Annotated in this window: 14 protein-coding genes and 2 rRNA genes; 9 read left to right on the top strand and 7 right to left on the bottom strand. The window is 63.1% G+C overall.

Going from position 1 to position 20,573, the window contains the following annotated elements; translation table 11 throughout:
• The first annotated feature begins 5 nt into the window (after positions 1-5).
• The 6 genes from AC1DDG_RS20070 to AC1DDG_RS20045 all read left to right on the top strand — a co-directional run bounded on the left by AC1DDG_RS20070 (position 6) and on the right by AC1DDG_RS20045 (position 6,311).
• A complete protein-coding gene (locus AC1DDG_RS20070; RefSeq protein WP_476877449.1) occupies positions 6-647 on the top strand; it encodes an FMN-binding negative transcriptional regulator in 642 nt (213 codons plus the stop codon).
• 111 nt (positions 648-758) lie between these two features.
• Positions 759-1,658 (top strand): HNH endonuclease, encoded by a 900-nt coding sequence (locus AC1DDG_RS20065; RefSeq protein WP_476877448.1) that lies wholly within the window; start codon positions 759-761, stop codon positions 1,656-1,658.
• 197 nt (positions 1,659-1,855) lie between these two features.
• Complete coding sequence (locus AC1DDG_RS20060) at positions 1,856-3,292, top strand: flotillin family protein (protein ID WP_476877447.1); 1,437 nt, start codon at positions 1,856-1,858, stop codon at positions 3,290-3,292.
• Positions 3,285-3,533 carry a hypothetical protein gene (locus tag AC1DDG_RS20055; protein WP_476877466.1) on the top strand — a complete coding sequence of 83 codons (249 nt, stop codon included), beginning with the start codon at positions 3,285-3,287 and terminating at the stop codon, positions 3,531-3,533. The genes AC1DDG_RS20060 and AC1DDG_RS20055 overlap by 8 nt, the downstream gene beginning before the upstream one ends.
• 160 nt (positions 3,534-3,693) lie before the next feature.
• Positions 3,694-4,920, top strand: a complete 1,227-nt coding sequence (locus tag AC1DDG_RS20050; RefSeq protein ID WP_476877446.1) for a glycosyltransferase family 4 protein — start codon at positions 3,694-3,696, stop codon at positions 4,918-4,920.
• The gene (locus AC1DDG_RS20045; protein WP_476877445.1) at positions 4,917-6,311 is read left to right on the top strand and encodes a UDP-glucose dehydrogenase family protein; all 1,395 of its coding nucleotides are present in this window, start codon (positions 4,917-4,919) and stop codon (positions 6,309-6,311) included. The genes AC1DDG_RS20050 and AC1DDG_RS20045 overlap by 4 nt, the downstream gene beginning before the upstream one ends.
• A 146-nt stretch (positions 6,312-6,457) precedes the next feature.
• Here AC1DDG_RS20045 and AC1DDG_RS20040 read toward each other — a convergent pair whose 3' ends face one another.
• Positions 6,458-7,798 carry an alpha-amylase family glycosyl hydrolase gene (locus AC1DDG_RS20040; RefSeq protein WP_476877444.1) on the bottom strand — a complete coding sequence of 447 codons (1,341 nt, stop codon included), beginning with the start codon at positions 7,796-7,798 and terminating at the stop codon, positions 6,458-6,460.
• A gap of 78 nt (positions 7,799-7,876) precedes the next feature.
• Entirely contained in the window at positions 7,877-9,130 is a 1,254-nt protein-coding gene (locus tag AC1DDG_RS20035; RefSeq protein WP_476877443.1) for a plasmid pRiA4b ORF-3 family protein, read from the bottom strand.
• A gap of 154 nt (positions 9,131-9,284) precedes the next feature.
• Here AC1DDG_RS20035 and AC1DDG_RS20030 point away from each other — a divergent pair, with 154 nt between their 5' ends.
• Positions 9,285-11,438, top strand: a complete 2,154-nt coding sequence (locus tag AC1DDG_RS20030) for a putative bifunctional diguanylate cyclase/phosphodiesterase (RefSeq protein ID WP_476877442.1) — start codon at positions 9,285-9,287, stop codon at positions 11,436-11,438.
• 194 nt (positions 11,439-11,632) lie between these two features.
• Here AC1DDG_RS20030 and AC1DDG_RS20025 read toward each other — a convergent pair whose 3' ends face one another.
• The gene (locus AC1DDG_RS20025; RefSeq protein ID WP_230117061.1) at positions 11,633-11,932 is read right to left on the bottom strand and encodes an excalibur calcium-binding domain-containing protein; all 300 of its coding nucleotides are present in this window, start codon (positions 11,930-11,932) and stop codon (positions 11,633-11,635) included.
• A gap of 207 nt (positions 11,933-12,139) precedes the next feature.
• Between AC1DDG_RS20025 and AC1DDG_RS20020 the strand changes: the two genes are divergently transcribed.
• Positions 12,140-12,931 (top strand): hypothetical protein, encoded by a 792-nt coding sequence (locus AC1DDG_RS20020; RefSeq protein WP_476877441.1) that lies wholly within the window; start codon positions 12,140-12,142, stop codon positions 12,929-12,931.
• A gap of 84 nt (positions 12,932-13,015) precedes the next feature.
• Here the strand turns inward: AC1DDG_RS20020 and AC1DDG_RS20015 are convergent, their stop codons facing one another.
• Positions 13,016-13,870, bottom strand: a complete 855-nt coding sequence (locus AC1DDG_RS20015) for an SDR family NAD(P)-dependent oxidoreductase (protein ID WP_476877440.1) — start codon at positions 13,868-13,870, stop codon at positions 13,016-13,018.
• 143 nt (positions 13,871-14,013) lie between these two features.
• Positions 14,014-15,540 carry a CBM96 family carbohydrate-binding protein gene (locus AC1DDG_RS20010; RefSeq protein ID WP_476877439.1) on the bottom strand — a complete coding sequence of 509 codons (1,527 nt, stop codon included), beginning with the start codon at positions 15,538-15,540 and terminating at the stop codon, positions 14,014-14,016.
• 471 nt (positions 15,541-16,011) lie between these two features.
• Between AC1DDG_RS20010 and AC1DDG_RS20005 the strand changes: the two genes are divergently transcribed.
• Positions 16,012-16,593, top strand: coding sequence for a dihydrofolate reductase family protein (locus AC1DDG_RS20005; protein ID WP_476877438.1), 582 nt, complete (start codon positions 16,012-16,014; stop codon positions 16,591-16,593).
• A gap of 196 nt (positions 16,594-16,789) precedes the next feature.
• On the opposite strand, the gene rrf is transcribed toward AC1DDG_RS20005, so the two are convergent.
• Positions 16,790-16,906, bottom strand: a 5S ribosomal RNA gene (gene rrf, locus AC1DDG_RS20000).
• A gap of 110 nt (positions 16,907-17,016) precedes the next feature.
• A 23S ribosomal RNA gene (locus tag AC1DDG_RS19995) occupies positions 17,017-20,005 on the bottom strand.
• Positions 20,006-20,573: the final 568 nt, after the last annotated feature.

Raw genomic sequence — 20,573 nt, 5'->3', positions numbered from 1 at the left:
TCCCCATGTACGTCCCAACGCATTTCGCAGCCGGCCCCGACGCAATCCATGATCTCCTCACGCGGCCCGCCGCTGCCAATCTGGTCACTATGACCTCGCAGGGCCTGCTCGCCACACTGCTGCCGTTCGTCTTTGAGCCCTCGATTGGTGAACACGGCGCGCTGCACGCGCACCTCGCACGGAACAACGCCCAGTGGTCCGAACCCGCGATCGGGGAGGCACTCGCAATCCTCCAGGGCCCGGACGCCTACATCTCGCCCTCCTGGTACCCATCGAAGGCCGAACACGGACGCGTCGTACCAACCTGGAACTACTCCACCGCCCATGTGTACGGCAAGCTGGTTATCCACGACGACCCGGCCTGGCTCAGCCATCACGTGAGGCGGCTGACCGACCTCAACGAAGCCGAGGCCGAGCGGCCCTGGTCCGTGGACGATGCACCTGAGCGCTACGTCTCCGGCCAGCTGCGCGCCATCGTGGGCGTCGAACTGCTGATCACAAGGATCGACGCGAAGACCAAACTCAGCCAGAACCGGCCCGACGCCGACGTCGACGGCGTCGTGGCAGGACTTAGGGCCCGAGGCCAAGCTGCGAGCGCGGCCGATGTGGAACGGGCAAATTCAGCCCGGCCGTCAGTCCGTGACTAGGACGCAGGTCTCCGTCTCCCGGGCGGGGCTCCGGGCGGCGCCGGTTGAAGACCCGTCCCGCGGCCACGCCGGGCACGAGCATGCCGGGCAAAAACACTGGAGAATGGACGTATGACAGCCATCATCCTGGCGTGGGACCCCGACCGCAGGAACGGCTGGAACCATGCCGCCGCCGTCGAACTGGTGACGGAAACGGGCCAGTGCCTGGCCACGTGGAGCGTGGCTTGCCAAGCGGACATCCGTTCCGGCACGGAAGCCTGGCTATGGCTGCAGGCCCGCACCCACAGCGGTCTCCTCGGCCACGGCACGGTGGTCTCGGAGGACCTGCCGGCTGAGACACCAGATGGGCCAACCGTCCGGACCGGCGGCGGGGAGCCTGAACTGGCTGCCACCGCGATGCGGCACATCCGGGTGGCCTTTGACGCTCTGCTGCCCGTCGGCGACCAGGTTCCGCCCCATGCTCTCGCTGAAGCCCTGCCCCGTCTGAACTGGGACGGCCAGGACCTGCCGGACATCGTCCTCGACGTGCTCGACGCCGCGCGTATTCGGAACGTATGGAAGGAGTTCGGCCCTGCTCCAGCCTCGGACCCCACCCATCCCGTGCCCGGCACGTACCCTGAGAGCGCAGTCAGCAAGGTGCAGGTTAACCGGTACGAGCGCAGCCCCGACGCGCGGCGGATCTGCGTGGCGCACCATGGGGAAAGCTGCGCCGCCTGCGGCTTCTCCTTCGAAGCTGCCTACGGCGAGGCCGGCAGGGGCTTCATCCAGGTCCACCACATCGTCCCGGCGTCACAGATCGGCGGCGTGTACCAGCTGGATCCGGTCGCGGACCTGGTGCCGCTGTGCCCGAACTGCCACGCGATGGCGCATCTTGGGGTGGGCACGCCGCGCACCGTGGCCGAGCTGAGGCGGATCATGGCCGGGGCCGGTTACCTGGCCGGGCAAACGGTGGCCGCGGAAGAGATGGAGGCCCAGCGGAACGCCCGGCGGATCCTGGAACAGCAGGAGTAGTCGCCGGTCGCCCCGGCCCCGGGCCACCCGCCGTCGTTCCGCAAGGGCCGGAAGACCCAAGTACCCAGGCGTCCTGAAGGTGTTCCGCAAATCGCTGGACTTCCTGATAGCGGGCCGACAAGACTGTCTCTTAAGCAGGCAGCCAGGTCCGCCGGCTCGACGCTTTACCTTTTTCAATGATGTGAAAGGAAACACTCGTGGAGGCTCTGTCAGCTTTCTTCCCGCTAATATCGATCATCCTTGGGGTGCTGGTTGGCGTCGGCGCTATTTGGCTGGCCGTAAAACTGATGTGGAAGGTGGCTGAACCCAACGAGGCGCTCATCATTTCCGGCCTGACCCGCGGAACGCTTGAGGGCACCGACGGGATGGACTTCAAGATCGTCACCGGTAAGGGTGCGCTCGTGGTTCCGGGGCTACAGACCGTCAGGGCCTTGTCCCTGACACTGAATGAAACCGAGCTCAAGGTTTCTTGTGTCACGTCCCAAGGCATCCAGGTCATTGTGGACGGTGTGGTCATTTACAAAATCGGCGATGCACCCGCCTTCATTGCCAATGCGGCCAGAAGGTTTCTCGGCCAGCAGCCCAAAATGGAAAGCCAGGTCTACAACGTCTTCGAGGGCCATCTCAGGTCCATCATCGGCAGCATGACGATGGAGGAAATCATCCGCGAGCGCGACAAGCTCGCGTCCCAGGTCCGCGGCGCCAGCGGCGTGGAAATGGAAAAGCTCGGCCTGGTGGTTGATTCGCTTCAGATAAAGGACCTGCAGGATCCCACGGGGTACATCCAAAACATCGCGAAACCGCACATTGCACAGGTCAAGATGGAGGCCCGCATCGCCGAGGCCACTAGGAACCGGGAGGCGGCAGAGAAGGAAGCCGAAGCTGCGGCGCAGATCGCAGACGCCCAGAGCGTCTCGGCCATCAAGCAGTCCGTTGCCCAGGCCAATGCCGAACGTGCCAGGGCCAACGCGGCCCAGGCCGGACCGCTGGCGGAAGCCACGGCGCGGCAGCAGGTGGTAGTCCAGGAGACCGAAGTGGCCAAGCTTGAGGCGGACCGCGAGGAACAGAAACTGCAGACCAGCATCCGCAAACCCGCAGACGCCAAGGCCTACGCCCAGCGCACCGAGGCGGAGGCCCAAAAGTCCGCCGACATCAGCGCCGCCGAAGCACGAGCCAAGCGGACCGAGCTCGAAGCGCAGGCCAACGCCCGGCGGGTGGAAGTCGAGGCGCAGGCCAACGCCACGGCCGCGGCCGCCATCGCGGGGGCAACCCGCGTGACAGGTGAAGCCGAAGCGGCCGCCACGAAAGCCCGCGGCGATGCAGCCGCGTCGGCAATCAAGGCCAAGGCCCTCGCGGAGGCGGACGGCATCAAGGCCCGCGGCGAGGCACTCGGGACCAACCAGGACGCCGTGATCGCCCAGCAGTTGGCGGAGAACATGCCGGCAATTGTGGCTGCCGCCGCGGAACCGTTCGGCCACGTGGACCAGATGACGGTCCTTAACGGCGCGGACGGCGTCAACAGCATGCTCGGCGGCATCCTCTCCCAGGCCGGCACGTTCCTTCCCCGCCTTTCCTCGGCGCTCAAGAACGGTCAGGATCCTGCCAAGCATGCCCCCAAGCCTCCCAGTGCATAGGAATGTGGACCGGAGCCTCACCGGAAAGATCGGCAGGGTCACCGGGCGGATCGGGCCGGGCACCATCGGCGAGGTGATGCTTCCGTTCCGCGGCGGAACCAACGCCTTCCACGCCCACCCGTTCGATAAGACCAGCATCTTCTCTGTAGGTGAAAAGGTCCTCGTCATTTACTTCGAGCCGCCGCAGACCGTTTATGTGGACGAGCTGCCGGACGTCCTGAGGTCCGACCCCGCCGGTTGAGCCCGTCGAAACCCTGGCCGCCCGCCGGTTGAGCCGGTCGAAACCCTGGCCGCCCGCCGGTTGAGCCCGTCGAAACCCCGGCCCTCCTGTTAACCCAACCTTCCCCTTCCCGTCACGCCCGCTCCCCCGCAACGTCAGACGCCGGGCACACCGTGGAGGGGTGAGGATCGCAATAGTCGCTGAATCATTCCTGCCGCTGATGAACGGGGTTACGCACTCCATCCTGCGGGTGCTGGAGCATCTGCAGGAGCGGGGAGACGAGGTGATGGTGATTGCGCCGTCGACGTCGGACACAGATGTTCTGGACGTTGTTTACGGCGCGTTTGTGCACCGGCTCCCCTCCGTCCCGCTGGCCGGGTACACGAATCTCCGAGTGGCGCTGGGCGGTGTGAACCGGGTCAAGAGAATCCTTGCCGATTACGCACCGGACGTGGTCCACCTGGCGTCACCGTTTGTACTCGGCTGGCGGGCAGCGCAGGCGGCGCAACAGCTGGGCATCCCGAGTGTGGCGATTTACCAGACCGAGGTTCCCAGCTACGCGGCGCGGTATGGGGTCCCGTTCCTCGAGAACTGGGCGTGGAACCGGGTGGAGAACATTCACCTGCTGGCCTCCCGGACGCTGGCGCCCTCCACTTTCGCGCTGAACCAGTTGCGCGGCCGCGGGATTCCGCGGGTGGACATGTGGCGGCGCGGTGTGGATACCGCGCGGTTCTCGCCGGAAAAGCGCGACGACGGCTGGCGGGCTTCCGTGGCTCCCGGCGGCGAACGGATCATCGGCTATGTGGGCAGGCTGGCCATCGAGAAGCAGGTGGAGGACCTGGCGGTGCTGGCCGACATCCCCGGCACCCGGCTGGTCGTTGTGGGTGACGGGCCGCAGCGTGCCGCCCTGGAGGAGGCGCTTCCCGGTGCCGTGTTCGCGGGGTTCCTCGGCGGCGAGGAGCTGGCCCGTGCGGTGGCATCCTTCGACCTGTTCGTTCATCCGGGCGAGTTCGAGACGTTCTGCCAGACCATCCAGGAGGCCATGGCATCGGGTGTGCCGGTGGTGGCCACGGGCCGCGGCGGGCCGCTGGATCTGGTGGAGAACTCCCGCACCGGGTGGCTGTACGAACCCGGCGATCTGGCCGGACTGCGCGGGCACGTCGTGGACCTGATGGGCGACGACGCCAAGCGCCGCGCGTTCGCGGCGGCGGCGCACGCTTCGGTCCAGGGCCGGACGTGGCCGGCGCTCAGCGCGGAACTGGTCCGGCATTACAAGGCAGTCATTGCGGGTACGCCGGTTTCGACGGGCCCTACCAGCGAAATCTACAGCCCCCCGCCGGTTGAGCGTCTCGATCCTGAGGCCCTCCGTACCAACCCAGCCCGCAGCACCGAAGGAGCCGCCCTGTGAAAATCTCCGTGATCGGCTGCGGCTACCTCGGCGCCGTGCATGCTGCCACTCTCGCCTCGATGGGCCACACCGTGGTGGGGATCGACGTCGACCCCGCCAAGGTGGACCATCTCGCCAGGGGCACTGCGCCCTTCTTCGAGCCTGGGCTGGACGAGCTCCTCAGCGACGGCCGCACCACCGGCCGGCTCACCTTCTCTACGGACTTCGCCGATGCCGCAGACGCCCGGGTCCACTTCCTCTGCGTGGGCACCCCGCAGTCCAAAATCTCCGACGGCGCCGACCTCAGCTACCTGGTCTCCGCCACCCGAACGCTCCTTCCGCATCTGGGCCGCGGTGCCGCCGTCGTCGGTAAATCGACCGTGCCCGTGGGCACCGTCGACATGCTCGGCAAGATGCTCGCCCGCCGGCCGGACGTCCTGCTCGGCTGGAACCCGGAGTTCCTGCGACAGGGAACCGCAGTGAAGGACACGCTGGTGCCGGACCGGCTCGTGTACGGTGTGGCGGGCGGCAAGGAATCCGCCTTCGCGCGAGGGAGCGGAATTGCGCGGGGTGTGACCGCCGTGCTGGATGCCGTCTACGAGCCGCTGCTGTGCGCTGGCATTCCGCGGCTGGTCTGCAACTTCGCCACGGCGGAACTGATCAAATCGGCGTCGAACGCGTACCTGGCCACAAAGGTCAGCTTCATCAACGCGATGTCCGAGTTGTGCGACGCCTCCGGCGCTGACGTGAGCGAGCTCAGCGAGGCGATGGGCCTTGATCCGCGTATCGGGAACCGGTATCTGCACGCGGGCCTGGGGTTCGGCGGCGGCTGTCTGCCGAAGGATATCCGCAGCCTCAAGACGCAGGCTTCCTCACTGGGCGTTGGTGCGGTGAGCGACTGGATGGGGCTGGTGGATTCCATCAACACTGGGCAGCGGAGCCGGACGGTGCAGCTCGCCCGCGACCTCTGCGACGGGCACCTGGCCGGGCGGACGGTGACCGTGCTGGGCGCCGCGTTCAAGCCGGACACTGACGACATCCGCGACTCCCCCGCCCTGGACGTCGCACTCCAACTCGCTGCGGCCGGGGCGCACGTGACGGTGACGGACCCCAAGGCCATCAACAACGCGTGGATGCGCTACCCGCAGCTGCGCTTCGAGTCAGCTCCTGGGCGGGCGCTGGAGGGTGCCGAACTGGTGCTGTTGCTGACCGAGTGGGACCAGTACCGCTCCATGTCGCCGGCCCTCGTTGGGCAGCTGGTACGACGGCGGACGGTGCTGGACGCGCGCAACGTGCTGGACGCTGCGGCTTGGGAAGCGGAAGGCTGGACAGTGCGCGGGCTGGGTACGAACGCCCGGCCGGTCGCCTCGCCGGTTTCGACAAGCTCAACCAGCGGCAGCCAGACCCGCTGATCGAGCCTGTCGAGATCAAGGGACAGCCGGGTCCGACAAGCTCAACCAGCGGCAGCCAGACCCGCTGATCGAGCCTGTATTTCGCCGATCGAGCCTGTCGAGATCAAGGGACAGCCGGTTTCGACAAGCTCAACCAGCGGCGTTGCTCAGGCACCGGAGGTGCCCAGCACCGCCCACCCATATGCCGGCAGACTCACAGCGTCCCTGCCTGGCTGTTTCTCGCCCCGGCCTGCCAGCAACCCTGTAGCCGGCTTGGGCACAGCCAGCCGGGCCGGTTCACCGGACAGGTTCAGGGCCACGACCAGGGCGCCGCCGTTGGCGCGGGCCTCGAAAACAAGGTGCTCGTTGCTGAGGGTCAGGACCTCGGTGTGCGCGCCGTGCAGCCACGGGTGGCGCCGGCGGAGGCTGATCAGTTCCTGGTGCACGTGGTAGACGGGCCGCCCCACCGTTGCCAGATCCGAGGGCGCGGCGGGGAAAGCCGGCCGGACGGCGTCGTCTCCCCCGGCTCTGTCCTCCTTGACGCCGCGGAATGCCTGCTCGTCGCCGTAGTAGATAGACGGTGTTCCGCCGATTGTCAGGAGTACGGTGAGGGCGAGCGGCAGCAGGTCCGGATTCTCCAGCTTGCTCGCGATGCGGGTGACGTCGTGGTTCCCTACGAAGGTCAGGGGCAAAAAGGTATCGAGGAACCCGTTGTGCCGTTCCAGTGCCGCCGCGAGCTCGTAAAAGTTACCGTCGTTGAGTGAGCTCCAGATGGCCTTCCAGAGTTCATACTGCGTGACCGAATCCAGGGTGCTCGCACGCACTTCCGCCGCGTAGTCCCCGTGAATGTACTCGCCGAGGAAATACGCCTCCGGATACTCGCGGCGTACCTCCGCCAGGACAGGCTTCCAGAACGACGGCGGGACCGCGTACGCCGCGTCGAGGCGCCACCCGTCGGCGCCGCGGCCGAGCCAGTGCTTCATCACGTCCGTGACGAAGTGGGCGACCTCGGGTTCTTCGTGGTTCAGCGCCACTAGGTGATGGTGGCCCTCGAAGTCTTCGTACTCTGGCTCGCTCCCCGGGGACCAGGCGGAGTCCGGCCATGTCAGCCGGAACCAGGAGGCCGTGGCTGCCTGCGGGCCTTCGGCGAGAACGCGCTGGAACGGCTCGAAGCTGCGGCCGGTGTGGTTGAAGACGCCGTCGAGCAGGACCTTGAGACCCCGCGCGTGCGCCTGCGCAATCAGTTCGTCAAAGTCGGCGTCGTCGCCCAGGCGGGGGTCGATGGTGTAGTAGTCCGTGGTGTCGTATCCGTGCGATTCCGACGAAAAGACGGGACCGAGCGCCAGCCCGGACGCCCCGAGCCCCACCACATAATCAAGCCAAGGAAGCAGCTGCCCGAGTCGGTGGGTCAGCCGCCGTTCCGGCGCCATCCCGGGTTCGGCCCCGACAAAGCCGAGCGGATACACCTGCCACCAGATGGCGTGCTGGACCCATTCGGGCTCCGTCATAAGGAATCCTTCCGTCAAAGCCCAAACATACCCTGAGGTCCTGACAAGAATGGGAACACTTCCGGCGGGACGGCGCCCCTAGTCTCCCTGAAGCGACTGGACTTGGAGCAGGAACTTCAGTCCGCCGTCAGTGAGCACAGGCGGCTTGGTCCAGCGCGGCTCGGGATGAACCAGGTCGAGACATTCCAGCGTCCACCGGACGTCAAGGTAAAGATCCTGGGCCAAGTCAAGAGGGACGGAGTTTCCGGAAGTCATCCGGAACCCCGCTCGCTCCAGCGAATCGGCAATGATCCGCTCGCGCCTGTCCCCCGCCGGCGTGGACCCGTCGATCATCCACTGGACCACGAGTGCGGTCACCAATCTCATGGCGTCTTCTTTCGGGAAAGCCACTCGCTCGGCGATGTAGTCCCAAAGTGGCCGCCCGCCGTCGTGCATTTTCCGAGCCGCAGGCGTCAGGTGCAGGCGCCCTTTCAGCTTCCTGATGAGCTTCCACGCCTGCAGCTGTTCACGGAGACGCAGAACGGGCAACGTCTGGACCTCGCGGTTCGCTTTTCCCGGCCACCTATACTCCCACCCGAGCTCATCCATCATCTGCCGGACCACGGCCGGTTTGAGGTAGCCGTCCTTGGTGAGTTCCAGACCGGCCGGAGGCATCTGGCCGAGCAACCAGAGGACGGGACGGAGCACGGCACTGAGTTCAGCGTCGGAAAGCGGTTCCGGCCAGATTTTCCGGCTCAGCGCGCGAAGCCGCCCGTTGATGTCGGCCAGGTCCACAAATGAGGGGTTAAACGTGCCGCCACCGTCACCGGTCGCGAACTTGTACCAGTCCGCCATCTCCTGATGATCGTGGTGGCCCGGATCGGCCAGGACTTCGATCAGCCGCCGGTATCCGCCGATTCCGCCGGCGTCCTCCACCGGGCCGCGGTTGGCGCCCTCCACACAAATCATGGTGCAGGCCGGTACCGAGGCCTCACCCAGGACTTCGACTTCGTGGATCCATGAGTCACCGAAGTCATACTCGTACTCCAGTTTCGCGGGGCCTGGATTGCGGGTGTCCGCCAGTTCAAAGAGCACGACGCCGGACGCGGGCTCCGCGTCGGTGTCCTCTGCCGCTTCATCAGGTCCCATGATGCTTCGGTAACTGCCGTGGCGGTCGACGGCGGTGATGGCGTAGAGGTGCCGGTTCTCCCAGCCGAAGGCCACCTGGATGGCGCTGTGAAGTTCGGGAACAGTAATGGTCTCCGGGACGTGCAACCGGCGCCAGATAAGGGGTTCGGTGCCCCGGATGCTGATGCGGAGATCGTAGGCTGGGACAGTGCCGGCTGGTTCCATGCTGGCTATTTTGCCAGAGGCTGCCGGGTCGGATGCTCCGGTTGATTGGCTGGCGGACACCGCGGGGTAGAGCCTGTCAGGTCAGCCCTCTATGATTTCCCCAAGGGGGTTGGCACTCAATGAAGGATTCGTGGTCTCACACGGTGGTCGGTTAATGGATGCTCCTTTGCGGCCCGAGCAGCATGAGGATCCGCGTCCGCACTACCAGGCAATCTTCGATGCGCTTCCGGACGCTGTGCTGGTCATCGCCGAGGACGGCGTCATCAGCTTGGCCAACACCGCGGCGGGAACAATGTTTGGGTACGCGCGGCAGGAGCTGGTCGGCCAGAATCACCGCTTCATCCTTGCTGAAGGCTTTCGCGACGGCTTCGAGCGGCTCTTCGCCAGCCTCCGCCGCGGCCACGGAACGGCCGAGGGCGCCGCGGCCCACCTTCCGTTTGAGACCTATGGCCTCCGCCGCGACGGCACAGAGTTCCAGGGCGAGGTGGCCTGTTCCCTGCTCGGCTCGGAGCAGGGCGCTTCCATGACCGTGTCCGTGCGAACCACAGCGCACCGCAAGGAGGCCGACGCCGGGTTGCGGGAGGCAATGTCGTTGCTCAGCGCCACATTGGAGTCGACGGCCGACGGCATCCTGGTGGTGGGCTCGGACGGCCAAATCGCCGGCCTCAACGATCAGTTTGTGTCCATGTGGGGAATTCCGCGTGAGCTGCTGGCCACGCATGACGACGAGGCTGTGATGGGGTTCGTGCTGGGTCAGCTCTCAGACCCCGCGACGTTTCTGGACAAGGTGCATGAGCTCTATACCCATCCCACCGCTGAAAGCCACGACGTCCTTGAGTTCATTGACGGGCGAACGTTCGAGAGGTATTCGCGTCCGCAGAAGGTTGACCACCAGGTAGTTGGCCGGGTGTGGAGCTTCCGCGATGTCACACCACGGCGCAAAGCGCAGGAGCAGGCCCGGCAGGCGTTATCGGACCTTGCCGCACAGGCGGCCCAGCTCAAGGCGATGGCGTTCCAGGACCCGTTGACCGGGCTGGCCAACCGCAAGCTGTTCCACGACCAGCTGACCGAGGCCCTGCACGGCGAGTGCAGTGCCGCCGTCGACGTCCTTCTCCTGGATCTGGACGACTTCAAGGAGGTCAACGACATTCTGGGCCACCACGCCGGGGACCAGATGCTGATCGAGGTGGCCCGGCGTTTGCGGTCCTGCGTTGGGTCCGAGGACACTGTGGCCCGTCTCGGCGGCGACGAATTCGTGGTGCTCCTGACGGGTTCGCAGGACGCAGAGTCGGTGGCGGCATGCATTGTGGAATCCCTGAATGTGCCGGTATGGATCGAGGGGGCCATGCTGCGGCCCAGCCTGAGCCTGGGACTCGCTTCGAGCCAGGATGCTGTAGTCGCTTCGGAGCTGCTGCGCCACGCAGACGTGGCCATGTATGCGGCGAAGGCTGCTGGCAAGAACCGCTACATGCGGTTCGAACCTGAGATGATGACGGCGCTGGTCCAGCGGACTGACATGGAGGCCGGCCTGCGGCTCGCCGTGGACAACGGCGAGCTCACGGTCAACTTCCAGCCCATCGTGTCACCTCTGCTTGAATCCGTGACCCAGTTCGAGGCACTTGCCCGGTGGGACCGGGACGGGGAGAGGATCCCGCCGTCGCTGTTCATTCCGGCGGCGGAGCGCAGCGGGCTGATGTCCGCCATCGGCACGCATATGCTGCAGGAAAGCTTCACCCAGCTGCGGCCCTGGCTCGCCGGCGACCCCAGACACTCCCTGGCGGTGAACGTTTCCGGAACGCAGTTGAAGGAGCGCGACTTCGCCGATGGTGTGCTCTGCCTTGCGGAATCCTGTGACATGGACGCCAGGCAGCTCGTGCTGGAAGTCACGGAGAGTGTGTTCTTCGACCCCGATGAGCACGTCATCGAGCAGTTGGGCTGCCTGCGCCGGGCGGGTGTGAGGGTGGCGCTGGATGATTTTGGAACCGGCTATTCATCGCTGGGCCGGCTTCAGGACCTGCCCGTGGACGCCGTGAAGATTGACCGGTCCTTTGTCTCCATGATCCGAACGGGCGCGGAGAAGCTGCCGATTCTCAGTTCCATGATCAACATGGCCCACAGCCTGGGCCTAACCGTCACGGCGGAAGGCGTCGAGACGGCAGCCCAGGCCGCCTATCTGACGGACCTGCGCTGCGATTCTATGCAGGGCTACCTGTTCTCCCACCCGGAACCCGAGACGGGACTGGAACTCGCCATCCTGCGCTCGGCGGACGCCATCGACGCGCTGGAGGAGCTCCGGCTCAAGCGGTGAGGGCAGGCCGCTGGTTGAGGGCTGGATCGCTGGTTGAGTCTGCCGAAACCGAGCACCGAGTGCCGCTGGTTGAGCCTGCCGAAACCCTGGATCACGACAGGCTCGATCAGCCACACCGCTGGTTGAGCCTGCCGAAACCCTGGATCTCGACAAGCTCGATCAGCAAAGTCTGAGCTCCACGAGCGCCCGAGCAATTACCGCTTCTCGCAGGAGATGCCGTCGTTGTCGCGGTCAAGGTCGTATTCGCGGAGATAGCGCTTCGGTGCACCGTCGTTGTACGCGTAAACAGTGTTATTGACCGTGAAGTTAGTGACTGGTCTGCCGGAGGTCCGGTCCCGGGCGCCCTTCCTGCCCACACCGTGGGGATAGACGCGGTTGAGTTCAGTGCAGTTCTTGTACGACCTCGGTGCCGGGGCAGCATTTGCCGGCACGGAAACAGTCAACAGCAGACCCGCGGCCGCCACAGTTGCCACGAGAATTATCTTCACGCTCATAAGAATGACTCCCCCATTGAAAAACGCCTCCGGCCACTGGTCGGCGGGAGCTAGAGGAATGCTATCCCATGCCGGCGCTCCTTCAGCGCTGGCAGAACGAAATACTTGCATTAGCCGTGTCATATTTTCGAGGAACCATTGACGACGGATCGGCCGGTGCTACGCTCGCCTCACACTTCGCACACCTTGTGAATTAATGGGGCATCAATGAACACGAGCCAGTACTTCAGCGCGCGCAAAAGCGCTTTCCTCGACGGACCAGCTGCCCGCGCACGCGTCAAATGGCTGGCCCTGCCTAGCCTGCTGCTGCTGCTGACGGTGACCGCCTGTGGAAATGGAGCGGCGGCCAGCAGCAGCGTTCTGGCCAACGGTGGCACTGGGCAGCCGCAGGTAGCCACGGAAACTCCTTCAGAGAGCACGCTGGCAATGACCCCGTGTGCGTCAGAAAAGGACCAGATGCCGCAGTCGTCGGAGGCCTTCATCTGCACCAAGGACGCCTCCGGCCAGCTCGTGTGGCTCGAAGCATCCGCCTCCAAAGCCGTCACGGACCAGCGGGCTGCGGACGTTTTAGCCAAAGCTGCCAAGGCCAAGGCCGCTGCCACGAAAGTTGCCGCTGCCAAGGCCGCAGCGAAGGCTGCGGCCGACAAGGCCGCGAAGCTGGCAGCCGAAAAGGCTGCGGCAAAGAAAGCTGCCGCGGACGCCGCGGCCGCCCGAGTTGCATCGCAGCGAGCTGCCGAGGCTCGAGCTGCACGGGATGCAGCCGCCGCCCAGGCCGCGGCGGAACAGGCTGCCCAGCAGGCGCTGGTAGCGCCTCCGGGGCCGGCGGCATCGGACTGCGACCCTAACTACTCGGGCGCGTGCGTGCCCATCGCATCAGACGTCGACTGTTCAGGGGGCAGCGGCAACGGCCCCGCCTACGTGCAGGGACCGGTCCAGGTCGTTGGCACTGATATCTACCGGTTGGACGGCAACCACGACGGCTACGGCTGCGAGGGCTGACCCCGGCCACTGGTTGGGCCTGTCGAAACCCTGGATCTCGACAAGCTCGATCAGCGGGGCCGCGCTCGATAGAGGCAGCCTCGGCTACCGGCGGTCGAGCTCAGGCCTCTCCACGGGCTCCTCTTCCTTGACCATCTCCGCGCTCCGGTCCCACAGCTCCCGCGCGAGCTCAGCGTCGTACGCCTGTTTATTGGCCTTCGCCAGGGCCCGCTTGGCGTAGTACGCACCGGGCACCCAGTCCTGGCCGGGGGTTGACGTGGCGAGCCACACCAGCGTGTCGGCGCCCTGTTCTGAAGTCAGCAGGAAGCGGTTCAGGAATGTCTTGTAGGCGTGCCGCATCCAGCTGGTCGAGTCCGCGGCGAAGTTGGTGGCGACAACGCCGGGGTGGAAGGCCGCCGTCGAAATTCCTGCCGCGCCGAAGCGGTTCTGCAGCTCCGACGTGAACAGGATGTTCGCGAGTTTGGCCGTGCCGTAAGCGCGGTTCGTCGAGTACTTCCGGGCGGATTGGAGGTCGGCCAGATCAAGGTTCCCGAACGCGTTGGCGCCACTGGCGGTGTTGATGACCGTTGCGCTGCTGGCCACCAGCACGTCCATGAGTTCAGTGGTAAGCAGGAACGGGGCCAGGTGGTTGATTTGGAAGGTCTTCTCGTAGCCATCCACGGTGAGCTCGCGCTGGCCCATGATGCCGCCGGCGTTGTTGACCAGCACATCAATCCGCGCGTACTTTTCCTTCAGCGCGGTGGCCAGGTCACGCACCTGCGACAGCTCGGCGAAGTCGCTGATGAAGTAATCGGCTCCCAGGCCGGCGGCCACCGCCTTGGTCTTTTCGGGAGAACGGCCGACGACGACGATCCGCTCGCCTGCCTTCGCCAGGTTCCGCGCGGCTGCTGCGCCGATACCGTCGCTGGCTCCGGTGATGACGATGGTGCGCTGGGGCATGAATTGTCCTTTGACGTCGGTGGTTGAACGTGCGGGAACCTGGAATACCTGCCCCACATCCCGCTCACACAACGACATCCGGCCGGGTTATGTTCCGCGGCCGGATGTCGGGTATTTCAACGGGCACTGAGAATGTGAGTTGACTATATATTCAACGGCCCCCTCAGGCTAAGCGCGTTGCCAGCATTGAGCAATTTCGGGCCGATCCCCAGCATTTCCTCGGTTGATCGCAACAAGGAGTAGTGGCTGTAGGAGCCCTGCACAACCGTGCCCGTGACCACCGACGGTGCCACGACGAAATTCGGGAGGGGCGTGTCTTCGTCGAAAAGCACAAATACGGCGGTACGTCCTGCCTGGTAGCTCTGGCTGGCCAGGATGATGGGCAGCCATCGGGAAAGCCAGGTGTCGCCGGTAGCGATGCTGCAGTCATGCATGTCATTGCAGACGTTCGGGGTGAGGAAGGAGAAAGCCGGCAGGGTGTTGTTGGCGAGGTCCCCGGCAAGGTTTCCCGAAGTCGTGGTACCCATGGGCACGTTGTTGGTGGCACAGGCGGTTCTGTCCCCCGGTCCCTGGTAGTAGATTTCGGGGTTGTGCCGTTCCGCGTACAGGCCGGACGCACTCAGTCTGCAGTTCGATGGCATGTCTTCCATATAGCTCTTCTGCGACTGGCCCGATGCCCTCACTTGCCGGAAGATGTTGTCGGCTGTTATCGGTGGCAGGCCGCTCGGATTGGAGTCTGAGGTTACGCCTTGTGTGCTGCCGGATGTCATGGCCAGATAGCTCGGCAGCGACGGCAAGCCGAGTCCCGCGTCACTCCACGTGGACACTGAGGCGCACTGCCTGGCAGTTTGCGTCATGTAGGGCGCGTTGGCGCTTCCTATGACCTGCGAGTACGTCTTGTTCTCGAAGAGCACCCAGATGACATGGTCGTATGTCGCCGGCGGCGCTGCCGCCTTGCCACAGGCACTTGACGGCGGAGGGGGCGGTGGTGGCGGCGGAGGGGGTGGCGGGGGCGGTGGCGGCGCTGTGCCAGTCGTCAGAATCAGTTGGGGACGGCGCGTCGCGTCGGAAGTTTCCTTCGAACTGTAAATTACGCCGTCGGACGAAGTGTTATTGATCCTGAACGAGTAAGTGCCGTCTCCCCTAACAACGCTGAATACATCAATTTCCACAAAGGTGTTGATGGATACGGCTCCGCGCGATGCCACAACCGTGGTCTCGGCCACCGGCGCGTTGTTGAAGTTGATCGTGCTTTCAGTCCATGAGTTGTTCAGAACACGGCGGAACTGACCACCCAGGTTGGAGGGGTCGGCAACGAACAGCCTGAGTTTCGCAGCGGTGACGTTGGTCCCGGCACCGGATACTGTGAATTTCAAGAACGACATTTCCACCGGCGAATTGTCGGCCTTAAGGCCAGTTGCCGTGCCGTAGTTGGTAGTGGGAGTGTCACGCTTGACGACAGCGTCCGCCGAAGCGGGAAACGTCAATGTGGCAGCTTCCGCCGGCTCAGCAATGATGGAAACTGTGGCCGCTAGAAAAAGAGTTGTGGCCACAGATATCCAACGTTTACGCAAATGCGCGTATCCAGGCCGAGGTTTTTTGGGATTGTTGCCTGAGGCATATTCTTTGGGATTTTTGTTGCCGAAGGCAAAGTTCGATTTGAGGCTCATCGTGGGACTCCTAAGTCCGATTCACGCACCCCCAATGCCTTGAGCCCACATTAAGCCCTAATGGCCAGTAGGGATCCAAAGAATTTGCTGCAAAAATGCACAGCGCAAATAATTATGCGCAAAAATGCGCCGCACATTTGTATTCCCCGAATAGAATATTGGTATTCCATTCGCGGCATAAACACCTCAACTGCGAAAACATTGTTAAATGGCTCTTCATAATCCAGGGTGTAGCAGCGGCCTGAAGCCGCCGGTCTCGAGTAGCGATCTGGCGATGTAGGTGGTGAGGTTGCGGAACCCGAGGGCGGAGCCGCGGAGGTGTTCGAGTCGTAGGTCGGCGCCGGTGAGCAGGGTCCTCCGGGCGGCGTAGAGCGTGTCGTCCTTGTGACCGCGGTAGCCGTGGATCGCGAGTTGGACCCGACGCCGGCACGACTCGCTAATATGGGGCACACCAAAGCAAAGGAGTGCCCCGTGGGCAAGGTGGTCATGTACAGCTCGGTGTCGGTGGACGGCTTCGTCGCGGACGAGAACGACCAGCCCGGACCGCTGTTCGACTGGTTGTCCAGCGGTGACGTCCCGTTGGACGAGAGCGGCGAGGTGAAGGTGTCGCAGACATCCTACGACTACACCCGGCCGTATTGGGACCAGATCGGGGCGACAATCGTCGGCCGCCACGTCTTCGACATGACGGACGGCTGGGACGGGAAGCCTCCGGGCGGGGTCGACCACGTGGTCGTCGTGACGCACCGGCCGAAGCCCGAGGGCTGGGACCCCGAGGCGCCGTTTCACTTCGTCGACGGCGTCGAGGCAGCCGTGGCCAAGGCGCATGAGCTCGCGGGTGACCGCATCGTCGAGGTCGCCGCTGGCGACGTCGGTGGCCAGGTGCTTGCCGCGGGCCTGGTCGACGAGGTGCGCATGGACGTCGTACCCGTCGTGTTCGGGTCCGGCAAGCGCTACTTCGGGTCGGTCCACGCACAGCACCTGTTGGAGGATCCCGACGTGGTGATTCAGGGCAACCGGGTGCTTCACCTGCGCTATCGGGTGCGCCGTTGACCGATCTGATGCGGGTACGCGGAGAAGTCCACTGCGAACGGTGACACAAGACGGGCCTCCGGCTGCGTTTGCGCATCGCTGCCACGGGGCCGACGCATCAGCCAACATCCAGCCGGCGATTACACCCTCAAGTGTGAAGAGCCCGTTAAATGCGGGAGGACCCCCAACGTGGTTGGGGGTCCTCGACCTAATGGTTGTCCGGCGGTGACCTACTCTCCCACACCCTCCCGGGTGCAGTACCATCGGCGCTGTGGGTCTTAGCTTCCGGGTTCGGAATGGGACCGGGCGTTTCCCCCACGCTATGACCGCCGTAACCAAGCAACGGGTTTGTTGGTTGGGAACCACATAGTGGACGCGGGCAGTCTTGTTATCTTCGTACCATTGTGGGTGTGAACGTCTTTTGAATCCGTTCACCAATGGTGTGTGGTGTAAGTTATCGGCCTATTAGTACCGGTCAGCTTCACGAGTCGTTAGTCCTCGCTTCCACATCCGGCCTATCAACCCAGTGGTCTGGCTGGGGGCCTCTCACACCCGAGGGTGTATGGAAATCTCATCTCGAAGCGAGCTTCCCGCTTAGATGCTTTCAGCGGTTATCCCATCCGAACGTAGCTAATCAGCGGTGCACTTGGCAGTACAACTGACACACCAGAGGTTCGTCCGTCCCGGTCCTCTCGTACTAAGGACAGCCCTTCTCAAATTTCCTGCGCGCGCAGCGGATAGGGACCGAACTGTCTCACGACGTTCTAAACCCAGCTCGCGTACCGCTTTAATGGGCGAACAGCCCAACCCTTGGGACCTACTCCAGCCCCAGGATGCGACGAGCCGACATCGAGGTGCCAAACCATGCCGTCGATATGGACTCTTGGGCAAGATCAGCCTGTTATCCCCGAGGTACCTTTTATCCGTTGAGCGACGGCCATTCCACAATGTACCGCCGGATCACTAGTCCCGACTTTCGTCCCTGCTCGAGATGTCTCTCTCACAGTCAAGCTCCCTTGTGCACTTACACTCGACACCTGATTGCCAACCAGGCTGAGGGAACCTTTGGGCGCCTCCGTTACTTTTTAGGAGGCAACCGCCCCAGTTAAACTACCCATCAGGCACTGTCCCTGACCCGGATTACGGGCCGAAGTTAGATGTCCAAAGTGACCAGAGTGGTATTTCAACGATGACTCCACCCGAACTGGCGTCCGGGCTTCAACGTCTCCCACCTATCCTACACAAGCCACTCCGAACACCAATACCAAACTATAGTAAAGGTCTCGGGGTCTTTCCGTCCTGCTGCGCGTAACGAGCATCTTTACTCGTACTGCAATTTCGCCGAGTTTATGGTTGAGACAGCGGGGAAGTCGTTACTCCATTCGTGCAGGTCGGAACTTACCCGACAAGGAATTTCGCTACCTTAGGATGGTTATAGTTACCACCGCCGTTTACTGGGGCTTGAATTCTCAGCTTCGCCTTGCGGCTAACCGGTCCTCTTAACCTTCCAGCACCGGGCAGGAGTCAGTCCGTATACATCGTCTTGCGACTTCGCACGGACCTGTGTTTTTAGTAAACAGTCGCTTCCCCCTGGTCTCTGCGGCCCCGATCCCCTCCCACCAGCAAGTGGTGTTCAAGGTTGGGGCCCCCCTTCTCCCGAAGTTACGGGGGCATTTTGCCGAGTTCCTTAACCATAATTCTCTCGATCGCCTTAGTATTCTCTACCTGATCACCTGTGTCGGTTTGGGGTACGGGCGGCTAAAACCTCGCGCCGATGCTTTTCTAGGCAGCATAGGATCACCGAATCCCCCCTTACGGGAGTCCCATCAGGTCTCAGGCATCATGAACGGCGGATTTGCCTACCGTTCGCCCTACATCCTTGGACCGGGACAACCATCGCCCGGCTCGGCTACCTTCCTGCGTCACACCTGTTAATACGCTTGCCTCCCAGGATCAGGTCCCGCGCTCCACCAAAAACCGCACACCACAAGGGTGATTGGTCAGGTCTCGGGCGGTTAGTATCCCCTGTTCAGCATGGGCGGTTTTTCGCCGGTACGGGAATATCAACCCGTTGTCCATCGACTACGCCTGTCGGCCTCGCCTTAGGTCCCGACTTACCCAGGGCAGATTAGCTTGACCCTGGAACCCTTGATCATCCGGCGGACGGGTTTCTCACCCGTCTTTCGCTACTCATGCCTGCATTCTCACTCGTGTAGGCTCCACCGCTGGTTTACACCGCGACTTCACTGCCCACACGACGCTCCCCTACCACTCCAGACGCCTGAACCAACCCACAAGGGGCGGCTTAGCTAATATCTGAAATCCACAACTTCGGCGGTGTACTTGAGCCCCGCTACATTGTCGGCGCGGAATCACTTGACCAGTGAGCTATTACGCACTCTTTTAAGGATGGCTGCTTCTAAGCCAACCTCCTGGTTGTCTTCGCAACTCCACATCCTTTCCCACTTAGCACACGCTTAGGGGCCTTAGTTGGTGGTCTGGGCTGTTTCCCTCTCGACTATGAAGCTTATCCCCCACAGTCTCACTGCTGCGCTCTCACTTACCGGCATTCGGAGTTTGGCTGACGTCAGTAACCTTGTAGGGCCCATTAGCCATCCAGTAGCTCTACCTCCGGTAAGAAACACGCAACGCTGCACCTAAATGCATTTCGGGGAGAACCAGCTATCACGAAGTTTGATTGGCCTTTCACCCCTACCCACAGCTCATCCCCTCCATTTTCAACTGAAGTGGGTTCGGTCCTCCACGACGTCTTACCGTCGCTTCAACCTGGCCATGGGTAGATCACTTCGCTTCGGGTCTAGATCACGCCACTGCAACGCCCTGTTCAGACTCGCTTTCGCTACGGCTTCCCCACACGGGTTAACCTCGCGACGTAACACTAACTCGCAGGCTCATTCTTCAAAAGGCACGCCGTCACCAGAATCAGACTGGCTCCGACGGATTGTAAGCACACGGTTTCAGGTACTGTTTCACTCCCCTCCCGGGGTACTTTTCACCTTTCCCTCACGGTACTGGTCCGCTATCGGTCATTAGGGAGTATTTAGGCTTATCAGGTGGTCCTGACAGATTCACACGGGATTTCTCGGGCCCCGTGCTACTTGGGATCCCTCCCAGGCGGTGCACAGCATTACGGTTACGGGGCTCACACCCTCTACGGCCGGCCTTTCAAGACCGTTCACCTATACTCACACTCTCACCCCACTGCCCCGGCAGAGACAGTATGGGAAGTCCCACAACCCCGACCATGCAACGCCCGCCGGCTATCACACATGGAACGGTTTAGCCTGATCCGCGTTCGCTCGCCACTACTGACGGAATCACTATTGTTTTCCCCAGGCTTATCGCAGATTCCTACGTCCTTCTTCGGCTCCTAATGCCAAGGCATCCACCGTGTGCTCTTAAAAACTTGACCACAAAAGATCAAAAAAACTACTTCACGAGAGAACCACGAAAACCAGCCACACCCAACACCACCACCCCCAAAAGGAGATGACACCATCACGCGCAGCCAGATCCAGGTTCATATTCTTGGAAATTGCTTCTTATAAAAGATGCTCGCGTCCACTATGTAGTTCTCAAACAACAACCCCATACCACACACCCCACACACCAGCCCCCAAAAGGAACCAAACCGTGCATGCTCGATGCAGCCAGGAAACCAGAAACAAACAAGCACCGGGGCTAACCCCGGCCCTGTTGCCTCAGGACCCAACAGTGTGCCAAACACTACCCGGCGATACCGTTCCGGCGAGCGTTCCAGGACACCGGGCCCCCCGAAGGGAACACCAGTGACCGTACTAACCGCCGGCACGTGCCGCCAGGCACCTATTCGTTGATATTCCACCCATGAGCACCCGCCGCAGAACAATCGTCTGCGCAACGGGCTTTTACTCCTGACAACCCCTCCACACCCACATAACGCGGGGCAAGGTGATTGTAGGTGCTCCTTAGAAAGGAGGTGATCCAGCCGCACCTTCCGG

The sequence above is a fragment of the Arthrobacter sp. 10L430 genome (genome assembly GCF_056395245.1).
This window is presented reverse-complemented; position numbering and strand designations above follow the sequence as displayed.